Genomic DNA, 21,485 nt, shown 5'->3' on the forward strand with positions numbered 1-21,485 from the left:
GGGAGTCTAGGGATGTCGAACATCGGGGGGAACTATTTCAGGAGCGGCCCCCTGACCGAAAGTCGGGCCTTGTGAAAACCGCGGACGGGCACCTCGGCCGATTCCGTTGACGGGGTTGAAACCGGGCCGGAGAGTGGTATTTCGTCGCGAGGGGGACATGCGCGGAGTTCCCGCCGCGTAGCGGATCGGGGGGTCTGCCATGGGTGCCGGTACAGGTGTCGAGAAGGCGAGCGATGGCGCGCGCGTGCCGTGGGGGGACGTGCTGATGTCCGCCGTCGCCGCTGTGAGCTGGGCGTTGATCGGAATGGCGGGCACGGCGGCGCTGGGGCTGCGGCTGCTGGAGGCGGACGCGGCGGGCTCGTTGGGGCCGATGACCGCGGCGGTGGTGGCCCTTGGGGCGGGCGGTTCGGTCACACCGTCCGGAGATGTGTCGGTGTTCGGCCTCACGGGCGCGGAGGCGGACACCGCCATCGAGATCACGCCACTGGGGGTGAGCCTGGTCGGGGCGCTGCTGCTGTCGTACTTCTTCCTGCGGTCCTTGCGGGCGGCGGGAGTTGTGATCTCACCGGCCGAACTCCTCGCGCGTGCGGGCACGGTGGTCGCGTTGTTCGTGGCGATGCTGGGCGGACTGGCCTGGGCGGGGCACGACGTCATCACGATCGACGGCGGCTCGCTGGGGCTGGACGACCCGACCGGCGGGGGCGGGGGCGGAAGCGGCGGCCTGGAGATCCCCGGGCTCGGGGACGTCGGGGACATCGGCGGGCTGCTGCCGGACCGGATCGGTGACCTGGTGGACGCGCGGGCGGCGGTCGGTTTCTCGGTCGACACCGTCCCCACGCTGTTCGGCGGGCTCGGCTGGTCGGCCGGGATCCTCCTCGTCGCCCTGCTGGCCTCGCGCCGCACGCCGCTGCCGCGGGGGTGGGAGGCCGTGCACCGGGTCGTACGGCCGGCCGTTTCCGCGGTGGTGACCGTGCTGCTGGTGGCCGTGGCGGCGGGGTTCGCCGCGGCGGCGTACGCGGCGAGCGGCGACGACCACCCCGAGCGCATCGCCGGCGCGGCGCTGCTCGGGGCACCGAACGGGGTGTGGCTGGGCGTGCCGATCGGCCTGTTCGTGCCGTGGGACGGCCGGGCTACGGGTGAACTGACCCGTTTCCTGCCGGACCCGCTGGACGACCTGCTCGTGGCCCGCCCCGACCAGCAGGTGACGCTGGGGAGGCTGGCCGAGCTGGACGGGCGGGTGTGGCTGCTCGGGGTGGCGGCGGCGCTGATGATGCTGCTGGCGGGGGTGCTGACGGCGGTGCGGTCGCCGGTGGCGGGGGTGCGGGCTGGGGCGACGGTACGGGGTTCCGGTGCCCTCGGGTTCGCAGGCAGGTGCGCGCTGCGGCTGGGGGTCGCGACCGCGCCGGCCCTGCCGTTGCTGGCCTGGCTGACGGATGTGTCCGTGTCCGCCTCCCTGTCCGTGCTCGGCTTCGACGCGTTCGGGGCGGGGATCGAACTGCACGGGCACCTCGGCATGGCCCTGCTGCTGGGCGCGGTGTGGGGCGCGGGGGCCGGGGGCGCGGGGGCGTTGCTGGCGTGGGCGAGCGGGGCCGCAGGGCGGTCGGCGGCGGATTTGGCCCGGGGGGACGGGTCGGCGGGAGCAGGGGCAGGGGCGGGGGGTGACCCGGGGGTGAGCGGGCCCGACGAAGGCATGGGGCGGCATGGCGAGGGCCAGGGCTGGCACGGCGGGGTCGGGCGGGACGATCAGGGCCAGGGCTGGCACTACGAGGCCGGGCGGCACGATGAAGGCCACGGCCAGCACGGCGGAGGCCACGGCCGGTACGACGAAGGCACCCGGGAGTCCAGGGACCGGGGCGATCCGCGGGGCGAGTCGGCGTCGTACGGGAAGGAAGCCGGGCCCTACGCGCCGGGTACGCCGTACCGGCCGCCGAACCCGGCCACCAATCCGTACCTCCGGGTCCCGGACGAACTGCGGGAACCGGAGGACGCGCGGCCGGGGGACGCACGCCGGGGCCCGCATGACGAAGGGCGGCCGGACGGAGGAGGGTCGGACGGAGAACGGTCGGACACACCGGACGCGGGACGGCCGGACTCAAGGGCCACCGAGCCCGGGAACGGCGACGTCTACGGCGCGCCCACCGTGGCGCGGCCGGTCGGGCCGCCTCCGCGAGGGCCTCGCCGGCCGCCCGGGCCGCGGGGCGGGAACGGGCCGCCCGCCCGGCCCGACGACGGGCCGCCGCCCCCGCCGCCTCCCCCGCCACCGCGGAAACCGCGGGGCGGGAGGTGATCCCGAGGCCGGAGGGACGCCGTACCGGCACGCAAGATTCACGCCATCGACACGACACCCAGTGTTCGCCGTCCGCCAGCCGGACCTCACGGGCGGTGTGACCTGCCTGCCCGATACGGTGGAACCACCATGAGCGCATCGCAGACCTCGTCCTCTGACGTCCCCACCCTCCTTGTCAAGATCTTCGGCAAGGACAGGCCGGGCATCACGGCCGGCCTCTTCGACACCCTCGCCGCCTTCTCCGTCGACGTCGTCGACATCGAGCAGGTCGTCACCCGCGGCCGGATGGTGCTGTGCGCGCTCGTGACCGAGCCGCCCCCCGGTCTCGAGGGAGATCTGCGGGCGACCGTCCACAGCTGGGCCGAGTCGATGAAGATGCAGGCGGAGATCATCTCCGGCCTCGGCGACAACCGGCCGCGCGGACTGGGCCGCTCCCTGGTCACCGTGCTCGGGCATCCGCTCACCTCGGAGGCGACCGCCGCGGTCACCGCGCGGATCACCAGGACCGGCGGCAACATCGACCGTATCTTCCGGCTCGCCAAGTACCCCGTGACCGCGGTCGAGTTCGCCGTGTCCGGCGTGGAGACCGAGCCGCTGCGCACCGCCCTGGCACCCGACGCGGCGAAGCTCGGCATCGACGTGGCGGTCGTCGCCGCCGGTCTGTACCGGCGTGCGCAGCGCCTGGTCGTCATGGACGTCGACTCGACGCTCATCCAGGACGAGGTCATCGAGCTGTTCGCCGCGCACGCCGGCTGCGAGGACAAGGTCGCCGAGGTGACGGCGGCCGCGATGCGCGGGGAGCTGGACTTCGAGCAGTCCCTGCACGCGCGCGTGGCGCTGCTGGAAGGGCTGGACGCCTCGGTGGTGGACAAGGTGCGCAGCGAGGTACGGCTGACGCCCGGCGCCCGCACCCTGATCCGTACGCTGAAGCGGCTCGGCTACCAAGTCGGGGTCGTCTCGGGCGGGTTCACCCAGGTCACCGACGATCTGAAGGAGCGGCTGGGGCTGGACTTCGCCCACGCCAACACGCTGGAGATCGTCGACGGCAGGCTGACGGGCAAGGTCACCGGCGAGATCGTCGACCGCGCGGGCAAGGCCCGGCTGCTGCGCCGGTTCGCGGCGGAGGCGGGAGTGCCGCTGTCGCAGACCGTGGCGATCGGTGACGGTGCGAACGACCTGGACATGCTGAACGCGGCCGGTCTGGGCGTCGCCTTCAACGCCAAGCCGGTGGTGCGCGAGGCCGCGCACACCGCGGTGAACTTCCCGTTCCTGGACACGGTCCTCTACCTGCTGGGCGTCACGCGCGAAGAGGTCGAGGCGGCGGACACCCTCGACACGGTCTGAGGCAGGCAGGAGGGGCCCGGCACCGTGCGGTGCCGGGCCCCTGTCACGGCCCCACGGTCACGCGGAGACGGTCACTCGGTCGGCGCCCAGTAGTCCCGCAGCTCGGCCACGCCCGGCTCCACGCTCTTCCACGAGCCCGTGAACGACAGGACGGCGAAGGCGGCGGCCGGGAACCCGCGGCGGTCCATCCGCTCACGGGCCTCGTCCTCGGCCGATCCCGCCAGGATGTCGGCGAGGCCCTGGACGCCCGGGTTGTGCCCGATCATGAGGACGTTCCGCACGTCGTCGGGGGTCTCGTTGAGCACGGCGATCAGTTCGCCCGGCGAGGCCTCGTAGATCCGCTCTTCGTAGACGGTTTTCGGCCGATGCGGGAACTCGTGGACGGCGAGCTTCCAGGTCTCCCGGGTCCGGACCGCGGTGGAGCACAGGGCCAGGTCGAAGGGGATGCCGGTGTCGGCCAGCCTGCGCCCGGCCTCCGCCGCGTCTTTTCGGCCCCGGTCGGCAAGCGGACGCTCGTGATCGGTCACCTGTGGCCAGTCGGCTTTCGCATGGCGGAAGAGGACAATCGTGCGGGGTTCTGCGACGCTCATGAGATCCAGCTTCGCATGAAACACGCCATGGGGCGCAGGGAGTTGACCACCGGCTTCGGCCGTGCTCAGCGGGCTGTCAGCTGCTGCAGTCGCTCGAACAGGTGGGTGACCACGGGGTCACCGGTGGCCGCGTGGGCGTCGGACGGGTTGAGGATCAGGGCGAGCAGCGCCGTGAAGAGGAGCACCGGCAGGGCCAGGGCCCACCAGGGAAGCCGGCTGTCGGCGCCGGACCGGGTCGCCGGGTGGGGCGGGGTCTGCGTAGGGGCCGACATGGGTGCCTCCGCTCTTCGAGTGGCCGGTGGCCCCCGTCTCACGGCCACACCTCGAAGTTACGGAATCCGTGCCGGCCAACCCATCCGGTGACCCACCCACTTGACCCTGACCCTCACCCCCTAGGGGACAGGGGGGCTAGCCCCACCATCGGCGGGGCCAGGGCCGGTCACGGCGAGGCGATCGTCGCGATGACGGCGATGACGATGAAGATCGCGAAGAAGGCGCCGAACACGAGCAGCATCTTCTTCTGACCATGCTGGGGATTCGGATCGAGCACTGGCATGGGGCAAGTGTCGCACTCACCCCGGGTGCGGGACGCCCCGGGGTGAGGCCGACACGACGGGGCCGGGACTCAGCGGCCCGCCTCGTCCTCGACCGTGCGGTTGCGGCCCGCCAGCCAGCCGACCACGACCTGCGGGACCAGCAGGGCGCTCATCAGCGTGATCGGCAGACCCCAGCCGCCGCTGTGCTGGTAGAGGACGCCCACCAGCAGCGGTCCCGGGATGGAGATGAGGTAGCCGGTGCTCTGCGCGAACGCCGACAGCTGGGCCACGCCCGGGCCGGTCCTGGCCCGCATGCCCACCATGGTGAGGGCGAGCGGGAAGGCGCAGTTCGCGACGCCGAGCAGCAGGGCCCAGACCCAGGCACCGGCGGCCGGCGCGAGATACAGCCCGGCGTAGCCGATCAGGCCGCAGATGCCCAGGGCCAGCACGATCGGGCCCTGGTGCGGCAGCCGCGTGGCCAGGCGGGGTATGACGAAGGCCAGGGGCACGCCCATGGCCATGGTGAGCGCCAGCAGCAGTCCGGCGGTGCCGGCGGACACGCCGGCGTCCCGGAAGATCTGCGCCATCCAGCCCATCGTGATGTAGGCGGCGGTGGCCTGGAGCCCGAAGAAGACGGCCAGCGCCCAGGCGGTACGGCTCCGGGTGATCCGCAGCTGCGGCGCCTCCGGGGCCCGCGTCGCCCCGTCGCGGTCGGCCTGCTGCTCCGGCCCGGATGCCGCCGGGCGACGCCGTACGAACGGCAGCCACGGCAGGATCGCCGCGACGGCGAGCCCCGACCAGAGGGCCAGGCCCGACTGCCAGCTTCCGCCCAGCGCGTCGGACACGGGCACCGTGACCGCGGCCGCCAGGGACGTGCCCAGGGCGAGTCCCATGGAGTAGACGCCGGTCATGGAACCCACGCGGTCGGGGAACCACTGCTTGACGATGGCCGGCATCAGGACGTTGCTGACCGCGATGCCCATGAGGGCGAGGGCACTGGCGGCCAGGAAGCCGGCCGTGCCGCCGGCGTACGGCCGGATCGCCAGGCCGGTGGCGATGGCGGCCATGCCGGCGCACACCACGGCGCCCGCTCCGAAGCGGCGGGCGAGCCTCGGGGCCATGACGCCGAAGACGGCGAAGCACAGTGGAGGTACGGAGGTGAGCAGTCCGGCCACGCTGCCGCTCATGCCGAGCCCGTCGCGGACCTCTTCCAGGAGGGCGCCGAGGCTGGTGATGGCGGGCCGGAGGTTCAGGGCGGACAGCACGATGCCGAGGACGAGCAGCCGTGTCGTCCACGCGCGCGGGGACGGGCCGCCCGGTTTCCGGGCGTCGTGCGCGGCCGAGCTGCGAACGGTCGGGGGCGTCATCGTCCGGGTTTCCTCACTAGCCATGAGGCCCATCATAGAATCATGGGATGATTGACTGTCCAATCCGTCCACTCCTCGGCTGCCGTCCGGCGCCCCGGCCGTGCGAAGGTGAGCCATGCCTCTGAGCCATCCCCGTCGTTCGGCGCTGTCCGAACAGGTCATCGCCGCGCTGCGGGCCCAGATCACGTCGGGCGAGTGGCCGGTCGGCTCCCGTATCCCGACCGAGCCGGAACTGGTCGAGCAGCTGGGTGTCGCCCGCAACACGGTCCGTGAGGCCGTCCGCGCGCTCGCGCACAACGGCCTGCTGGACATCCGCCAGGGCTCCGGCACGTACGTCGTGGCGACGAGTGAGCTGGCGGGAGTGATGCAGCGGCGGTTCGCCGGCGCCGACCCCCGGCACATCGCCGAGCTGCGCTCCACGCTGGAGTCGTCCGCCGCGCGGCTGGCCGCCGAGCGGAGGACCGAGAAGGACCTCAAGCAGCTCGACGCGCTGCTGCTGCGGCGTGAGGAGGCCTGGGAGTCGGGTGACGCGGAGGCCTTCGTGACCGCGGACGCGACCTTCCACCTGGCCGTGGTGTCCGCCTCCCACAACGACGTGATGACCGCCATGTACGCGGACCTGGGCGAGGTGCTGCGGGACTGGCTGCGCGAGGACGTCGGCGAGGAGCTGACGCCGGAGACGTACATGGACCACGGGCGGCTGCTCGACGCGATCCGCGCGGGGGACGCGGACGGGGCGGGGGCCGAGGCTGCCCGCTACCCGTTCCTGTGCCGCCTGGGCGGGATCAGCTCGCCCGCCGGTGGCTGACCCACGCGTCGCCGACTTCCTTCCAGCAGCGTCCCGCGAGCCGCACGGTCTGCGCGGGCCCGGCCTCCACCGGGGAGCTGTCGGTGTCGATGTCCCACCAGCGTGCGCACTCGACGTGCAGGCTCACGCGGTCGGTCTCCGGATAGGGGTTGTGACAGAACGCGGTCACCCTGGAGTCGTCGACACGGACCCGGCAGGCGGCGCCGAAGAGGTCGGCCCGCTCCTGCTCGTCGTCGGCGGGCACGCGCGCGTGCGGCACCGCCTCGTACGCCAGGGTCAGCACGAGAGCGGCGGCGACGGACAGTGAGGCCATGCGGCGGGACAAGCGCACAAAGGTTCCTCCTCGGCCGTGCTGGGGAGGGGACCGCGTGGTGAACGCGTACTCCAGGGTGCCCGGCTGCGGGCCTCCCCCGCCCGGTCGGCTGAGCCGAACGGGTGACGCCCCGCTCCCCGCGCGCTGCGGGGAACGGGGCGTCGACGGCGTACGGGAGATCAGGCGCCGATGGCGTGCAGACCGCCGTCCACGTGGATGATCTCGCCCGTGGTCTTCGGGAACCAGTCGCTCAGCAGCGCGACGATGCCGCGGCCGGCCGGCTCGGGGTCCTTGAGGTCCCACTCCAGCGGCGAACGGTCGTCCCACACGGCGGCCAGCTCGCCGAAGCCCGGGATGGACTTGGCGGCCATGGAGCCGATCGGACCGGCCGAGACCAGGTTGCAGCGGATGTTCTGCTTGCCCAGGTCACGGGCCATGTAGCGGCTGGTGGCCTCCAGGGCGGCCTTGGCCGGGCCCATCCAGTCGTACTGCGGCCAGGCGTACTGGGCGTCGAAGGTCAGACCGACGACGGAGCCGCCGTTCTGCATCAGCGGCAGGCAGGCCATGGTCAGCGACTTCAGCGAGTACGCCGAGACGTGCATGGCCGTGGCGACCGACTCGAACGGCGTGTTCAGGAAGTTGCCGCCGAGCGCGTCCTGCGGCGCGAAGCCGATGGAGTGCACGACGCCGTCGAGGCCGCCGAGCTCCTCGCCGACGATGTCGGCCAGGCGCCCGAGGTGCTCGTCGTTCGTGACGTCGAGCTCGATGACCTTGGTGGGCTTGGGCAGCTTCCTGGCGATGCGCTCGGTCAGCGTGGGCCGCGGGAACGCCGTCAGGATGATCTCGGCGCCCTGCTCCTGGGCCAGCTTGGCGGCGTGGAAGGCGATGGAGGACTCCATCAGCACACCGGTGATCAGGACGCGCTTGCCCTCGAGAATTCCGCTCATGGTGATCAGTGACCCATTCCCAGTCCGCCGTCAACCGGGATGACGGCTCCAGTGATGTACGAGGCGTCGTCCGAGGCGAGGAACCGCACCGTCGCGGCGATCTCCTCGGGCTGCGCGTACCGGCCGAGCGGCACCTGCTTCACGATGCCCGCACGCTGCTCGTCGCTGAGCACCTTGGTCATGTCGGTGTCGACGAAGCCGGGCGCTACGACGTTGAAGGTGAGGTTGCGCGAACCCAGCTCACGGGCGAGGGAGCGCGCGAAGCCGACCAGGGCGGCCTTGGAGGCGGCGTAGTTGGCCTGGCCCGGGCCGCCGTAGAGGCCGACGACCGAGGAGATCAGGACGACGCGGCCCTTCTTGGCCCGCAGCATGCCGCGGTTGGCGCGCTTGACCACGCGGAAGGTGCCGGTGAGGTTGGTGTCGATGACCGAGGTGAAGTCCTCCTCGGACATGCGCATCAGGAGCTGGTCCTTGGTGATGCCGGCATTGGCGACGAGGACCTCGACGGGGCCGTGGTTCTCCTCGATCTCCTTGTAGGCCTGCTCCACCTGCTCGGGGTCGGTGATGTCGCACCTGACGGCCAGGCAGCCCAACTCCGTCAGGGCCGCCGGCGGTTCACCCGAGCGGTACGTGATGGCGACCTTGTCGCCGGCATCGGCGAAGGCACGGGCGATGGCGAGGCCGATCCCCCGGTTGCCTCCGGTGACGAGAACCGAGCGGCTCAACGGATCACCCTTTCGTTAGCGGTCTGATGCCCGCCCGGGCGCCTGGACGACAGGCGGCGATGACAGGCGGCTTCCTCGAAAACCTATCGGTCCGGGCACGCCCGCGGACAATCGGGCACCGACAGTGGCGTACGGGACTCACTGTCGGGTCTCTACAGAAAGCCACGCACCCGGGGTACGGAAACTCGTGGCCCGCGCGCGGGATGGACGACATGATCGGAGCAGCCACGCAGTACGGCAACCACGCTCACCTCGACAGAAAGAGACGGCGGTGCCTCATACCATCGACGAGACCTTCACGGCCCTCCCCCTACGCGCCCTCGCCGACGCGGCCCTCGCACGCGCGCGTGCGCTGGGCGCCCAGCACGCGGACTTCCGGTTCGAGCGGGTGCGGGGGGCCTCCTGGCGGTTCCGGGACGCCAAGCCCGCCGGGTCGTCGGACACCACCGACCTCGGGTACGCGGTGCGGGTGGTGCACGGCGGTACGTGGGGTTTCGCGTCCGGCGTCGACCTCAGCCTGGACGCCGCCGCCAGAGTCGCCGGGCAGGCGGTCGCCATGGCGAAACTGTCCGCCCAGGTGATCAAGGCGGCCGGGTCCGATGAGCGGGTGGAGCTGGCGAGCGAGCCCGTGCACTCCGAGAAGACCTGGGTCTCGTCGTACGAGATCGATCCGTTCACCGTGCCCGACGAGGAGAAGGCCGGGCTGATCGCGGACTGGAGCGCGCGGCTGCTCGCGGCCGACGGGGTCGACCATGTCGACGCCTCGCTGCTCACCGTCCACGAGAACAAGTTCTACGCGGATACCGCGGGGACCGTGACCACGCAGCAGCGGGTACGGCTGCACCCGGTGTTCAACGCCGTGTCGGTGGACGAGTCGAGCGGCGAGTTCGACTCGATGCGCACGCTCGCGCCGCCCGTGGGCCGCGGCTGGGAGTACCTGCGGGGCACCGGCTGGGACTGGGAGGGCGAGCTGGAGCGGATCCCGGAGCTGCTCGCCGAGAAGATGCGCGCGCCGAGTGTCGATCCGGGCCTGTACGACCTGGTCGTCGACCCGTCCAACCTGTGGCTGACCATCCACGAGTCCATCGGGCACGCGACCGAGCTGGACCGGGCGCTCGGCTACGAGGCCGCCTACGCCGGCACGTCCTTCGCCACCTTCGACCAGCTGGGCAAGCTGCGCTACGGCTCGGAGCTGATGAACGTCACCGGCGACCGCACCGCCGAGCACGGCCTCGCCACCATCGGGTACGACGACGAGGGCGTCGAGGGCCAGTCCTGGGACCTCGTCAAGGACGGCACCCTCGTCGGCTACCAGCTGGACCGGCGGATCGCGAAGCTGACCGGGTTCGAGCGCTCCAACGGGTGCGCCTACGCCGACTCCCCCGGGCATGTGCCGGTGCAGCGCATGGCCAACGTGTCGTTGCGGCCGGACCCGGCCGGGATGTCGACCGAGGACCTGATCGGGGGCGTGGAGCGGGGGATCTACGTCGTCGGCGACCGGTCCTGGTCGATCGACATGCAGCGCTACAACTTCCAGTTCACGGGGCAGCGCTTCTACCGGATCGAGAACGGGCGGCTCGCCGGGCAGCTGCGGGACGTGGCCTACCAGGCGACGACCACCGACTTCTGGGGCTCGATGTCCGCCGTCGGTGGTCCGGGGACCTATGTCCTGGGCGGCGCCTTCAACTGCGGCAAGGCCCAGCCGGGGCAGGTCGCGGCCGTCTCGCACGGCTGCCCGTCGGCCCTCTTCAAGGGCGTCAACATTCTGAACACGACCCAGGAGGCCGGTCGATGAGCCCCCGTACCAGCAAGCCGCACGAGGTCGTCGAGCGCGCCCTCGAACTGTCCCGGGCGGACGGCTGTGTCGTCATCGCCGACGAGCAGTCCACCGCCAACCTGCGCTGGGCGGGCAACGCACTGACCACGAACGGCGTCACGCGCGGGCGCACGCTCACCGTCGTCGCCACGGTCGACGGCAAGGAGGGCGCGGCCTCGGGCGTGGTGTCGCGGTCCGCCGTGACGGCCGACGAGCTGGAGCCCCTGGTGCGGGCCGCCGAGGCGGCCGCGCGCGGTGCCGGGCCCGCCGAGGACGCGCAGCCGCTGGTCACGGGCGTGGCCGCAAGTCCGGAGTTCACGGAGGCGCCCGCCGAGACCTCCTCCGCGGTGTTCGCCGAATTCGCCCCCGCGCTCGGTGAAGCCTTCGCACGCGCGCGTGCGGGCGGCCGGGAGCTGTACGGGTTCGCCAACCACGAACTGGTGTCGACCTATGTGGGCACCTCCACGGGACTGCGGCTGCGGCACGACCAGCCGAACGGGACGCTGGAGCTGAACGCCAAGTCACCGGACCGGACCCGGTCCGCGTGGGCCGGGCGCTCCACACGGGACTTCAAGGACGTCGACCCCGCGGCCCTGGACGCGGAGCTGGCCGTGCGCCTCGGGTGGGCCGAGCGGCGCGTGGAGCTGCCCGCGGGCCGGTACGAGACGCTGCTGCCGCCGTCGGCCGTGGCGGATCTGCTGATCTACCAGCTGTGGTCGGCGTCGGGCCGGGACGCGGTGGAGGGCCGCACGGTGTTCTCCAAGCCGGGCGGGGGCACGCGGGTCGGCGAGAAGCTGACCGATCTGCCGCTGACCCTGCGCAGCGACCCGAACGAGCCCGGCCTGGAGTCGGCGCCCTTCGTGATCGCGCACTCCTCCGGCGGCGACGAGTCGGTGTTCGACAACGGGCTGCCGCTCACGGCCACCGAGTGGATGCGCGAGGGAGAGCTGCGGCACCTGACGACCAGCCGCCACAGCGCGGGCCTGACCGGACTGCCGGTGGCGCCGGTCATCGACAACGTGATCCTGGACGGGGGCGACGACCGCTCCCTGGACGAGATGGTGGCGAACACCGAGCGCGGGCTGCTGCTGACCTGCCTCTGGTACATCCGCGAGGTCGACCCTGCCTCGCTACTGCTGACGGGGCTGACCCGGGACGGCGTCTACCTGGTGGAGAACGGCGAGGTGACCGGCGAGGTGAACAACTTCCGGTTCAACGAGACGCCGGTCGGTCTGCTGGGCCGGGTGACGGAGGCCGGGCGGACCGAGAAGACGCTGCCGAGGGAATGGAGCGACTGGTTCACCAGGGCCGCGATGCCTGCCCTGCGGGTGCCGGACTTCAATATGAGCTCTGTCAGTCAGGGCGTATAACCTCGTACCTGATTACGAGCCCACTCAAGGAGATACGAGAACCGTGACGGACATCGTCGACGAGCTGAAGTGGCGCGGGCTGTTCGCCCTGTCCACTGACGAGGACGCTTTGCGCAAGGCGCTCGCGGACGGTCCCGTCACGTTCTATTGCGGCTTCGACCCGACCGCGCCGTCGTTGCACGTGGGGCACCTGGTGCAGGTGCTCACCGTGCGGCGGCTCCAGCAGGCCGGTCACCGGCCGCTGGCGCTGGTCGGCGGCGCCACGGGCCTGATCGGCGACCCGCGCCCGACGGCGGAGCGCACGCTGAACGACCCGGAGACGGTGACCGGCTGGGTCGGCAAGCTGCGTTCCCAGATCGAGCCCTTCCTGACCTTCGAGGGCGAGAACGCGGCCCTCATGGTCAACAACCTCGACTGGACGGAGAACCTCTCCGCGATCGAGTTCCTGCGGGACATCGGCAAGCACTTCCGCGTCAACAAGATGCTGACGAAGGACTCCGTGGCCCGGCGTCTGGAGTCCTCCGAGGGCATCAGCTACACGGAGTTCAGCTACCAGCTCCTGCAGGGCATGGACTTCCTGCAGCTCTACCGGCGCTACGGCTGCACGCTCCAGCAGGGCGGCAGCGACCAGTGGGGCAACCTCACGGCGGGCCTGGACCTGATCCACCGCCTGGAGCCGGACGCCACAGCGCACGCCCTGGCGACGCCGCTGATGACCAAGGCGGACGGCACCAAGTTCGGCAAGACCGAGGGCGGCGCCGTCTGGCTCGACCCGGAGATGACGACGCCGTACGCGTTCTACCAGTTCTGGCTGAACGTGGACGACCGGGACATCTCGAAGTACCTGCGCATCCTGTCCTTCCGCTCCCGTGCGGAGCTGGAGGAGCTGGAGCAGCAGACCGAGGAGCGTCCGCAGGCCCGTGCCGCGCAGCGCGCCCTGGCCGAGGAGCTGACGACGCTGGTGCACGGCGCCGACCAGACGGCCGCCGTGATCGCCGCGTCCAAGGCCCTCTTCGGGCAGGGCGAGCTGGCGGAACTCGACGGCAAGACGCTGGCCGCGGCCCTGTCGGAGGTGCCGCACATCCAGGTCTCCGAGCTCGGCCCGGTGGTCGACCTGTTCGCCGAGGTCGGCCTGGTGGCCAGCAAGTCGGCCGCACGCCGCACGGTCAAGGAGGGCGGCGCCTACGTGAACAACGTCAAGGTCGCCGGCGAGGACGCGGTCCCCGCCAAGGAGGACCTGTTGCAGGGCCGCTGGCTGGTGCTGCGCCGGGGCAAGAAGAACCTGGCGGCGGTCGAGGTCACGGGCGGCTGAGCATGCTGCGGGAAGGGGGTCGTCTCCGTGCGGAGGCGGCCCCCTTCGCCGTGCGCCCCGCCGTCACGCCCGCTGTCTGTCTCCCCGTGCGGCCGTCCAGGCCTTGTCCCCGAGGCCGACGAGGATGATCGCCATCACCAGCTGGAAGACGTGCCGCCACCAGTCGATGCCCGATGTGGCGTCGACGCCGGCCGCCCGGGCGATGGCGTTGCCTGCGATGCCTCCGATGATGCCCAGGATGACGGTCAGCCACAGGGGCAAGTGCTGCTTGCCCGGAATGATCGCCTTGGCGAGCAAGCCGAGTACCAGTCCCACGATGATCGCCCACAACCAGCCCATCGCTGCCTCCTCGTACGGCTCGACGTGAGCTCTACGGCCAGTGTCGGCCCAGGTGCCGTACGCCGCATGCCGGGGATGGCCGTACGCGCCACGGCGCACGCCGTCCGCCCCGGCCGGGCGGGCCCCGGTCTCGTGGCGGGCGCGACCGCGGCGTAACGTGGAAGCTGTCCTGGTCAGGTACGGGCGGATGGTGGAATGCGATGCGGAAGCAGCATGGCGGCGGCAACGTCCAGGTTTTCCGGATCACCGGCGCCCGGACGGGACTTCAGGAGGACGTGCGCGGGCGGCAGCGCCGGTACGTGATCTCGATGACGGTCCGCACGATCTCCGTGATCCTCGCGGCCACGTTGTGGAACGTCGAACGGCACGTCGCCATCGTGGCGTTGGTGCTCGGGCTGGTACTGCCGTACATCGCGGTGGTGATCGCGAACGCCGGGCGCGAGAACGCGCCGTCTCTGCCGTCGACGTTCGTGGCGGCACCGACGCGTCCGATGATCACGCCGCCGGATGCGCGGGACGGCTCCGCGGAATCCGCAGCGGAAGATGCCGTGTCCGAGCCCGCGCCGGGTGCGAAGACCGATTCGCAGGAGCGGTAGGGACCCCCGGGGGCGATCATCAACGGAAGTCATCTTCCCGCCAAGCTCAAGAAAAGCTCAGATCAATCATGTTGTTCAGGTGCCGGGCCCGGGGTTACCCGTGACATACTTCGTACGCGCTCCGCATCCCCCGTCGGAGCGACGGACCGACGCCGGGCAGCTCCCCCCGTGGCTGCTCGGCGTCGCCTTTTCTGTGTGCAGTGGTGAGACGAAGCAGTGAGTGACGAGACGCCGATCTGTTCCGCGAAGGGCTGCCGCGTGGACGCGGTGTGGGTGCTTGCGTGGAACAACCCGAAGATCCATACGCCGGAGCGGCGCAAGACGTGGCTCGCGTGTGAGGAGCATCGCGAGCATCTTTCGCAGTTCCTCGGGGTGCGGGGGTTTTTGAAAGACGTCGTTCTGCTGAAGGAATGGGAAGCGACGGACGTCTGACGTCCAGCGCCTCAACCACCGATCGCCGACATGGGCCGGTCCGGCTGTACGAACGTCGGGTCGTCCAGGCCCGCTCCCGCCTTCTTGCCCCACATCGCCAGGCGCCAGATGCGGGCGATCTCCTCGTCCGGGGCGTCGGAGCGGAGGGCGGCGCGGAGGTCGGTTTCCTCCTGGGCGAAGAGGCAGGTGCGTATCTGCCCGTCGGCGGTGAGCCGGGTGCGGTCGCAGGCCGCGCAGAAGGGGCGGGTGACGGAGGCGATGACGCCGACCACATGCGGCCCGCCGTTCACCAGCCAGCGCTCCGCGGGGGCCGAGCCGCGCTTCTCCTCGCCCTCGGCGGTCAGCTCGAAGCGGGTGCGCAGGGAGGTCAGGATGTCGCCTGCCGTGATCATGCCGTCGCGCTTCCAGCCGTGCTGGGCGTCCAGGGGCATCTGCTCGATGAAGCGCAGCTCGTAGTCGTGCTCCACGGCCCAGGCGAGGAGGTCCGGGGCCTCGTCGTCGTTGAGGCCCGGCATCAGGACCGAGTTGACCTTGACCGGGGTCAGGCCGGCGTCGCGGGCGGCGTCCAGGCCCTCGATGACGTCGTTGTGACGGTTGCGGCGGGTGAGGGTCTTGAAGACGTCCGGGCGCAGCGTGTCGAGGGAGACGTTGACCCGGTCCAGGCCCGCCGCCTTCAGGGCCGTCGCCGTGCGCTTGAGGCCGATGCCGTTGGTGGTCAAGGACATCTGGGGGCGCTTCTCCAGGGCCGCGACCCGCTCGACGATGCCGACCAGGCCGGGGCGCAGCAGGGGCTCGCCGCCGGTGAAGCGGACCTCCTCTATACCGAGGGAGGTGACCGCGATGTCGATCAGGCGGACGATCTCGTCGTCCGTGAGCAGGTCCGGCTTGGCCAGCCACTGCAGGCCTTCCTCGGGCATGCAGTAGGTGCAGCGCAGATTGCACCGGTCGGTCAGCGAGACCCTCAGGTCGGTGGCCACTCGGCCGTAGGTGTCGATGAGCACGTGGGCCCCCTCCCTCGACGCGGATCGTGCCCGGAGCACTTCCACTCCGACACCTGCGAGCCTACGTGACCGCACTGACAACTCCACAGGCCCGATCCCACGACGCGGAACGCGGCCGCGCCGCAGGGACCTGGAGGTTCCTACGACGCGGCCGCGCGAGGGGGTTGGTGCTCAGTGGGCGCCGGTGCCGGTCAGGGACCGGACCTCCAGCTCGGCGTACTTCTTGGCGTCCGGCTCCTCCTTGGACAGGACGGTGCCGAGCCAGCCCATGAGGAAGCCGAAGGGGATGGAGATGATGCCCGGGTTCTTCAGCGGGAACCAGGCGAAGTCCACCTCGGGGAACATCGCCTTGGGGTCGCCGGAGACGACGGGCGAGAACAGCACCAGGCCGACGGCGACGATCAGACCGCCGTAGATCGACCACAGGGCGCCCTGGGTGGTGAAGCGCTTCCAGAACAGGCTGTAGAGGATCGTCGGCAGGTTGGCGGAGGCCGCGACCGCGAAGGCGAGCGCGACCAGGCCGGCCACGTTCAGGTCGCGGGCGAGGGCGCCGAGGCCGATGGAGACGACGCCGATGAAGACGGTCGCCCAGCGGGCCGCGCGGACCTCCTCGGCGCCGGACGCCTTCCCCTTGCGGATGACGTTGGCGTAGATGTCGTGCGCGAAGGACGACGACGAGGCGAGGGTGAGGCCGGCGACGACGGCGAGGATCGTCGCGAAGGCGACCGCCGAGATCGTGGCGAGCAGGATCGCGCCCCAGGTCGAGTCGACACCGCCGAGGTGCAGGGCGAGCAGGGGTGCCGCCGTGTTGCCGGACGGGTTGGAGGCGATGATCTCGTCCTGGGAGATCAGCGCGGCGGCGCCGAAGCCGAGGGCGATGGTCATCAGGTAGAAGCCGCCGATGATGCCGATCGCCCAGTTCACCGACTTACGGGCGGCCTTGGCGTCGGGCACCGTGTAGAAGCGGATCAGGATGTGCGGCAGACCCGCGGTGCCGAGCACCAGGGCGATGCCGAGCGAGATGAAGTCCAGCTTGGAGGTGCCGGTCATGCCGTACTGGAGGCCGGGCTCCAGGAAGGCGGCGCCCTTGCCGCTGTTCTCGGCGGCCTGGCCGAGCAGGTCGGAGATGTTGAAGTTGAACTTCAGCAGCACCAGGAAGGTGATCAGGATGGTGCCGCCGATGAGCAGCACGGCCTTGACCATCTGGACCCAGGTGGTGCCCTTCATGCCGCCGATGGAGACGTACACGACCATCAGCAGGCCGACGAGGGCGACGATGAGGATCTTGCCCGCGTCGGAGGTGATGCCGAGCAGCAGCGAGACGAGGACGCCCGCGCCGGCCATCTGGGCCAGCAGGTAGAAGATCGACACGACGATCGTCGACGTACCGGCGGCGGTGCGGACCGGGCGCTGGCGCATGCGGTACGCGAGCACGTCGCCCATGGTGTAGCGGCCGGAGTTGCGCAGCGGCTCCGCCACCAGGAGGAGGGCGACCAGCCAGGCGACCAGGAAGCCGATGGAGTACAGGAAGCCGTCGTAGCCGAAGAGGGCGATCGCGCCCGCGATGCCGAGGAAGGACGCGGCCGACATGTAGTCGCCGGAGACCGCGAGCCCGTTCTGGAAGGCGCTGAACTGGCGGCCGCCCGCGTAGAAGTCCGCGGCGTCCTTGGTCTGGCGGCCGGCCCAGACGGTGATGCCGAGCGTGGCCAGGACGAACAGCGCGAACAGGGTGATGATCAGCGGCCGGTGCTCGCTGGCCTCGTTCGCGGCGAGGAAGTTCTGCTGGGCGAGCAGGGTGTGCTGTGCGGGGCTCATGCGCCGCCCTCCATCCGGGACTTGATGGCCTCGGCCTTGGGGTCGAGCTTCGCGGCGGCGTGCCGCGAGTACCACCAGGCGATGAGGAACGTGGTGACGAACTGGGCGACGCCGAGGACGAAGGCGACGTTGATGTTGCCGAACAGCTTGGTGCCCATGAGGCCGCCCGCGTAGTTCGACAGCAGCACGTACAGCAGGTACCAGGCGATGAAGGCGACGGTCAGCGGAAAGGCGAAGGAGCGGTAGGAGCGGCGCAGTTCACCGAACTCCGCGCTCTCCTGCACCTCGGCGAACTCCTCGGGTGAGGGGAGTTTGTGTTGCTCTTTCGAGGGGGGCGGTGCATCGGTGGACACGGAGAGTCTCCTCGTGACGACGGAAGCGGTTTTCAGCGGGGACGGAGGCGAGTGTCCTCGCGCTCCCTGCTCAACGTCACGGCGGCACGCGAGAACCGGTTCAACTGCCCGGCGTTCTTTCCGAAGTCGTTTCGGGAAACCGTTGCTGGCCAGCGAGAGGGCGGGATAACTTCGCCCTGAACCACCCGTCATGTACCTGCCCGAGCACCACCTGTGCCTCGGGCCGGTTTCGTTTCCGGATGATGTGGAGACCCCATGTCCCAGCTGCGTTCCAGACGCCGGCTCGCCCTCGCCGTGCCCGTCGTGCTGTCGCTGACGGCCTCGTTGGGCTTTCTGCCGGCTGCCGCGTCGGCCGCCCCGCACGCGGAGACCGCCCCGCGCGTGGAGTCGTCCACGCCCTCGGCGGACGCGCCGAAGCTGGCGTACGTCGTCAACACCAAGGTGGACCGTCGCACGATCGCTTCGGTGAAGAAGGCGATCGGGAAGGCCGGCGGCTCGGTCGTGACCACGTACGAGCGGATCGGCGTGATCGTCGTCCACTCCGCGAACCCCGACTTCGCCAAGACCGTGCGCAAGGTGCGCGGTGTCCAGTCGGCGGGCGCGACGCGGACGACGCCGCTGACCGCGGCGGGTACGAAGGAGGAGGGCGCGGCGCAGTATCTGACCGGCGCCCAGGCCGCGCGGGTCGAGGCCGCCTCGGCGAAGGCGCCCGAGAGCGAGCCCCTCGAGGCCGACCAGTGGGATCTGCGCGCGATCGGCGCCGACCAGGCCGCGAAGATCAACCCGGGCAGCCGCAAGGTGACCGTCGCCGTGATCGACACCGGCGTCGACGACACCCACCCCGACATCGCCCCGAACTTCTCCGCGTCGCAGTCCGCCAACTGCGCCGGCGGCAAGCCCGACACCAGTGAGGGCGCCTGGCGGCCTTACACCCCCGAGGACTACCACGGCACGCATGTCGCGGGTGAGATAGCCGCCGCCCGCAACGGCATAGGCGTGGCGGGCGTCGCCCCCGGTGTGAAGGTCTCCAGCATCAACGTGACCGACCGGGCCAACGGCCTCTTCTACCCGGAGAGCGTCGTGTGTGCCTTCGTGTTCGCCGCCGACCACGGCGTCGAGATCACGAACAACAGCTACTACGTCGACCCCTGGCTGTACAACTGCATGGACGACCCGGACCAGCGGGCCATCGTCGACGCGGTCAACCGGGCGCAGCTGTACGCGCAGAAGAAGGGCACGCTGCACGTCGCTTCGGCGGGCAACTCCAACCACGACCTGGACTCGGACGCGATCGTCGACGACTCCAGCCCGGACGACTCCACGCCGGTGGAGCGCACGATCGACCCGCACGAGTGCTTCGACGTCCCGACCCAGCTGCCGGGTGTCGTCACGGTGAGCGCGACGGGCGTCAACAGCCTCAAGTCGTACTACTCGACGTACGGCAAGGGCGTCGTCGACGTCGCGGCGCCGGGCGGTGACGGGCGCTACCAGATTCCCGACACGCCCTCGAAGAACGGCCGCATCCTGTCCACCATGCCGGGCGGCACCTGGGGCTTCCTCCAGGGCACCTCGATGGCCGCTCCGCACGCCTCCGGTGTCGCCGCGCTGCTGAAGTCCGAGCACCCCAAGGCGTCCCCGGCCCGGCTGCAGGCCCTGCTGAAGGCGCAGGCCGACCGGACCGCCTGCCCCGAGTCCTACGACCAGGACGGCAACGGCACCCAGGACGCCACCTGCGAGGGCGGCAAGCGGGTCAACGGCTTCTACGGATACGGCATCGTCAACGCGCTGCGCGCGGTCAAGTGACCTGTGCATCCTGAGAGTTCACGCACCGTCAGCTCGTACCGCCCGTACCGCGAACCTACTGGAGACACCATGACAGCGCCGCTCGCGCGCTACCGCCGCGCCGTCGCGATCCCGGCCGGGATGGCCATGGCCACGGCCCTCGCGTTCCTGCCGAACACCACGGCCACGGCCGCCGACGACGCCCCCGCGGCGGTCTCGGCCGACGCGACCCCGCTCAGCTACGTGGTCAACGTCAAGCCGGGGCACGGTACTTCGGCCTACGTGAAGAAGGCCGTCGGCAAGGCCGGGGGCACGATCGTGACGTCGTACGACCAGATAGGCGTCATCGTCGTCCACTCCTCGAACCCCGACTTCGCCAAGACCGTCCGCAAGGTGCGCGGGGTGCAGTCGGCCGGTGCCACCCGGACCAAGCCGCTGCCCTCGGCGACGACGGGTGACCTGGGCACGCCGAAGGCGCTGAGCGCGGCCGAGGTCGCGAAGGCCGAGGCCCCTGCCGGGCAGGACCCGCTCCAGCCCCAGCAGTGGGACCTGCCGGCCATCAAGGCGGACAAGGCGCACGAGAAGTCGCTGGGCAGCAAGAAGGTCACGGTCGCCGTGATCGACACCGGCGTGGACGACACGCACCCCGACATCGCGCCCAACTTCGACCGCAAGGCGTCGGTCAACTGCGTGTCGGGCAAGCCGGACACCGCGGACGGGGCCTGGCGGCCCGGCGCGGCGGAGAGCCCGCACGGCACGCATGTGGCGGGTGAGATAGCCGCGGCCAAGAACGGCGTCGGCATGACGGGTGTCGCGCCCGGGGTGAAGGTCTCCGGCATCAAGGTGTCCAACCCGGACGGCTTCTTCTACACGGAGGCCGTGGTGTGCGGCTTCGTGTGGGCGGCCGAGCACGGGGTCGACGTCACCAACAACAGCTATTACACCGACCCCTGGTACTTCAACTGCGGCGACGACCCGGACCAGAAGGCGCTGCTGGACGCGGTCGGCCGGGCCTCCCGGTACGCGGAGAAGAAGGGCGCGGTCAACGTCGCGGCGGCGGGCAACGAGAACTACGACCTCTCGGCCGACGAGATCACCGACCCGTCGTCCCCGAACGACACCACGCCGGGCGACCGGACCGTCGACCCCTCGGAGTGCCTCGACATCCCGACCCAGCTGCCGGGTGTCGTCACGGTCGCCTCGACGGGTGCGAAGGGCATCAAGTCGTCCTTCTCCAACTACGGGCTGGGCGTCGCCGACATCGCCGCCCCGGGCGGTGACTCGACCGCCTACCAGAAGCCGGAGGCGCCGGCCACGAGCGGGCTGATCCTGGGCACGCTGCCGGGCGGCAAGTGGGGCTACATGGCCGGTACGTCGATGGCGTCCCCGCACGTCGCGGGTGTCGCGGCCCTCATCAAGTCGACGCACCCGTACGCTCCCCCGGCCCTGGTGAAGGCCCTGCTGTACGCGCAGGCCGACGCCACGCCGTGCACGGACCCGTACGACATCGACGCCGACGGCAAGATCGACGCGGTGTGCGAGGGCTCCAAGAACCGCAACGGCTTCTACGGCTGGGGCATCGCGGACGCGCTGGACGCGGTGACCAAGTAGAGCTCATGTGAAGACGGACCGGGGCGGGGGGGGGGACCCCCCCCGCCCCCTTTGTTTCCCCTGTTTCCCCTCCGCCTCCGCTCCCCCCCAAGGGGGGCCCCCACCTCGGCTGTGTTTGTTCGCCGCGTCCCAGGGGAGAGC

General features: G+C 71.0%; 21 protein-coding genes. 10 read left to right on the plus strand and 11 right to left on the minus strand.

The window, feature by feature from the left end; genetic code table 11:
- The first annotated feature begins 199 nt into the window (after nt 1–199).
- Together ACZ6I3_RS38840 and serB are read left to right on the plus strand one after the other, a co-directional pair.
- The gene (locus tag ACZ6I3_RS38840; RefSeq protein ID WP_469421046.1) at nt 200–2,287 is read left to right on the plus strand and encodes a streptophobe family protein; all 2,088 of its coding nucleotides are present in this window, start codon (nt 200–202) and stop codon (nt 2,285–2,287) included.
- 129 nt (nt 2,288–2,416) lie between these two features.
- Nucleotides 2,417–3,631 carry a phosphoserine phosphatase SerB gene (serB, locus tag ACZ6I3_RS38845; RefSeq protein WP_469421047.1) on the plus strand — a complete coding sequence of 405 codons (1,215 nt, stop codon included), beginning with the start codon at nt 2,417–2,419 and terminating at the stop codon, nt 3,629–3,631.
- A 71-nt stretch (nt 3,632–3,702) separates the two neighbouring features.
- On the opposite strand, the gene ACZ6I3_RS38850 is transcribed toward serB, so the two are convergent.
- The 4 genes from ACZ6I3_RS38850 to ACZ6I3_RS38865 form a co-directional block, all read right to left on the minus strand.
- On the minus strand, nt 3,703–4,221 hold the full coding sequence (locus ACZ6I3_RS38850; protein ID WP_469421048.1) for a SixA phosphatase family protein: 519 nt from the start codon (nt 4,219–4,221) through the stop codon (nt 3,703–3,705).
- 65 nt (nt 4,222–4,286) lie between these two features.
- The gene (locus ACZ6I3_RS38855; RefSeq protein ID WP_469421049.1) at nt 4,287–4,493 is read right to left on the minus strand and encodes a hypothetical protein; all 207 of its coding nucleotides are present in this window, start codon (nt 4,491–4,493) and stop codon (nt 4,287–4,289) included.
- Between the two features lie 167 nt (nt 4,494–4,660).
- Nucleotides 4,661–4,777 carry an SGM_5486 family transporter-associated protein gene (locus ACZ6I3_RS38860; protein ID WP_097215821.1) on the minus strand — a complete coding sequence of 39 codons (117 nt, stop codon included), beginning with the start codon at nt 4,775–4,777 and terminating at the stop codon, nt 4,661–4,663.
- Between the two features lie 69 nt (nt 4,778–4,846).
- Nucleotides 4,847–6,160, minus strand: coding sequence for a CynX/NimT family MFS transporter (locus tag ACZ6I3_RS38865; RefSeq protein ID WP_469421050.1), 1,314 nt, complete (start codon nt 6,158–6,160; stop codon nt 4,847–4,849).
- Between the two features lie 79 nt (nt 6,161–6,239).
- Here ACZ6I3_RS38865 and ACZ6I3_RS38870 point away from each other — a divergent pair, with 79 nt between their 5' ends.
- The gene (locus tag ACZ6I3_RS38870) at nt 6,240–6,932 is read left to right on the plus strand and encodes a FadR/GntR family transcriptional regulator (RefSeq protein WP_469421051.1); all 693 of its coding nucleotides are present in this window, start codon (nt 6,240–6,242) and stop codon (nt 6,930–6,932) included.
- Here the strand turns inward: ACZ6I3_RS38870 and ACZ6I3_RS38875 are convergent.
- The 3 genes from ACZ6I3_RS38875 to fabG all read right to left on the minus strand — a co-directional run bounded on the left by ACZ6I3_RS38875 (nt 6,910) and on the right by fabG (nt 8,917).
- Nucleotides 6,910–7,263, minus strand: coding sequence for a hypothetical protein (locus tag ACZ6I3_RS38875; protein ID WP_469421052.1), 354 nt, complete (start codon nt 7,261–7,263; stop codon nt 6,910–6,912). The genes ACZ6I3_RS38870 and ACZ6I3_RS38875 overlap by 23 nt on opposite strands.
- Before the next feature lie 161 nt (nt 7,264–7,424).
- Nucleotides 7,425–8,192, minus strand: coding sequence for an enoyl-ACP reductase FabI (gene fabI, locus ACZ6I3_RS38880; protein ID WP_432959067.1), 768 nt, complete (start codon nt 8,190–8,192; stop codon nt 7,425–7,427).
- Between the two features lie 5 nt (nt 8,193–8,197).
- Nucleotides 8,198–8,917 carry a 3-oxoacyl-[acyl-carrier-protein] reductase gene (gene fabG / locus ACZ6I3_RS38885; protein WP_469421053.1) on the minus strand — a complete coding sequence of 240 codons (720 nt, stop codon included), beginning with the start codon at nt 8,915–8,917 and terminating at the stop codon, nt 8,198–8,200.
- 271 nt (nt 8,918–9,188) lie between these two features.
- Between fabG and ACZ6I3_RS38890 the strand changes: the two genes are divergently transcribed.
- From ACZ6I3_RS38890 to tyrS, 3 genes are read left to right on the plus strand one after another with little or no spacing between them, the layout of a single operon-like run.
- Nucleotides 9,189–10,712: a TldD/PmbA family protein gene (locus ACZ6I3_RS38890; RefSeq protein WP_469421054.1), complete on the plus strand. Its 1,524-nt coding sequence runs from the start codon at nt 9,189–9,191 to the stop codon at nt 10,710–10,712.
- Nucleotides 10,709–12,103 (plus strand): metallopeptidase TldD-related protein, encoded by a 1,395-nt coding sequence (locus tag ACZ6I3_RS38895; RefSeq protein ID WP_469421055.1) that lies wholly within the window; start codon nt 10,709–10,711, stop codon nt 12,101–12,103. The genes ACZ6I3_RS38890 and ACZ6I3_RS38895 overlap by 4 nt, the downstream gene beginning before the upstream one ends.
- A 43-nt stretch (nt 12,104–12,146) precedes the next feature.
- Complete coding sequence (gene tyrS / locus ACZ6I3_RS38900) at nt 12,147–13,415, plus strand: tyrosine--tRNA ligase (protein WP_469421056.1); 1,269 nt, start codon at nt 12,147–12,149, stop codon at nt 13,413–13,415.
- 63 nt (nt 13,416–13,478) lie between these two features.
- Here tyrS and ACZ6I3_RS38905 read toward each other — a convergent pair whose 3' ends face one another.
- Nucleotides 13,479–13,754, minus strand: coding sequence for a GlsB/YeaQ/YmgE family stress response membrane protein (locus ACZ6I3_RS38905; protein WP_399020083.1), 276 nt, complete (start codon nt 13,752–13,754; stop codon nt 13,479–13,481).
- 200 nt (nt 13,755–13,954) lie between these two features.
- Between ACZ6I3_RS38905 and ACZ6I3_RS38910 the strand changes: the two genes are divergently transcribed.
- Nucleotides 13,955–14,350: a DUF3099 domain-containing protein gene (locus ACZ6I3_RS38910; protein ID WP_469421057.1), complete on the plus strand. Its 396-nt coding sequence runs from the start codon at nt 13,955–13,957 to the stop codon at nt 14,348–14,350.
- A 216-nt stretch (nt 14,351–14,566) separates the two neighbouring features.
- Nucleotides 14,567–14,782 (plus strand): hypothetical protein, encoded by a 216-nt coding sequence (locus ACZ6I3_RS38915; RefSeq protein WP_469421058.1) that lies wholly within the window; start codon nt 14,567–14,569, stop codon nt 14,780–14,782.
- Nucleotides 14,783–14,793: 11 nt separating this feature from the next.
- On the opposite strand, the gene moaA is transcribed toward ACZ6I3_RS38915, so the two are convergent.
- The 3 genes from moaA to ACZ6I3_RS38930 form a co-directional block, all read right to left on the minus strand.
- A complete protein-coding gene (moaA, locus tag ACZ6I3_RS38920) occupies nt 14,794–15,783 on the minus strand; it encodes a GTP 3',8-cyclase MoaA (RefSeq protein WP_469421059.1) in 990 nt (329 codons plus the stop codon).
- 171 nt (nt 15,784–15,954) lie between these two features.
- Nucleotides 15,955–17,598: a solute symporter family protein gene (locus ACZ6I3_RS38925; protein WP_469421060.1), complete on the minus strand. Its 1,644-nt coding sequence runs from the start codon at nt 17,596–17,598 to the stop codon at nt 15,955–15,957.
- Complete coding sequence (locus ACZ6I3_RS38930; protein WP_391108406.1) at nt 17,595–17,951, minus strand: DUF485 domain-containing protein; 357 nt, start codon at nt 17,949–17,951, stop codon at nt 17,595–17,597. Before ACZ6I3_RS38930 ends, ACZ6I3_RS38925 begins: the two co-directional genes overlap by 4 nt.
- 255 nt (nt 17,952–18,206) lie before the next feature.
- Here ACZ6I3_RS38930 and ACZ6I3_RS38935 point away from each other — a divergent pair, with 255 nt between their 5' ends.
- The gene (locus ACZ6I3_RS38935) at nt 18,207–19,754 is read left to right on the plus strand and encodes a S8 family peptidase (RefSeq protein ID WP_469421061.1); all 1,548 of its coding nucleotides are present in this window, start codon (nt 18,207–18,209) and stop codon (nt 19,752–19,754) included.
- 69 nt (nt 19,755–19,823) lie between these two features.
- Nucleotides 19,824–21,344, plus strand: coding sequence for a S8 family peptidase (locus ACZ6I3_RS38940; RefSeq protein ID WP_469421062.1), 1,521 nt, complete (start codon nt 19,824–19,826; stop codon nt 21,342–21,344).
- Nucleotides 21,345–21,485 lie beyond the last annotated feature (141 nt).

Source organism: Streptomyces sp. NPDC041940, from assembly GCF_055589465.1.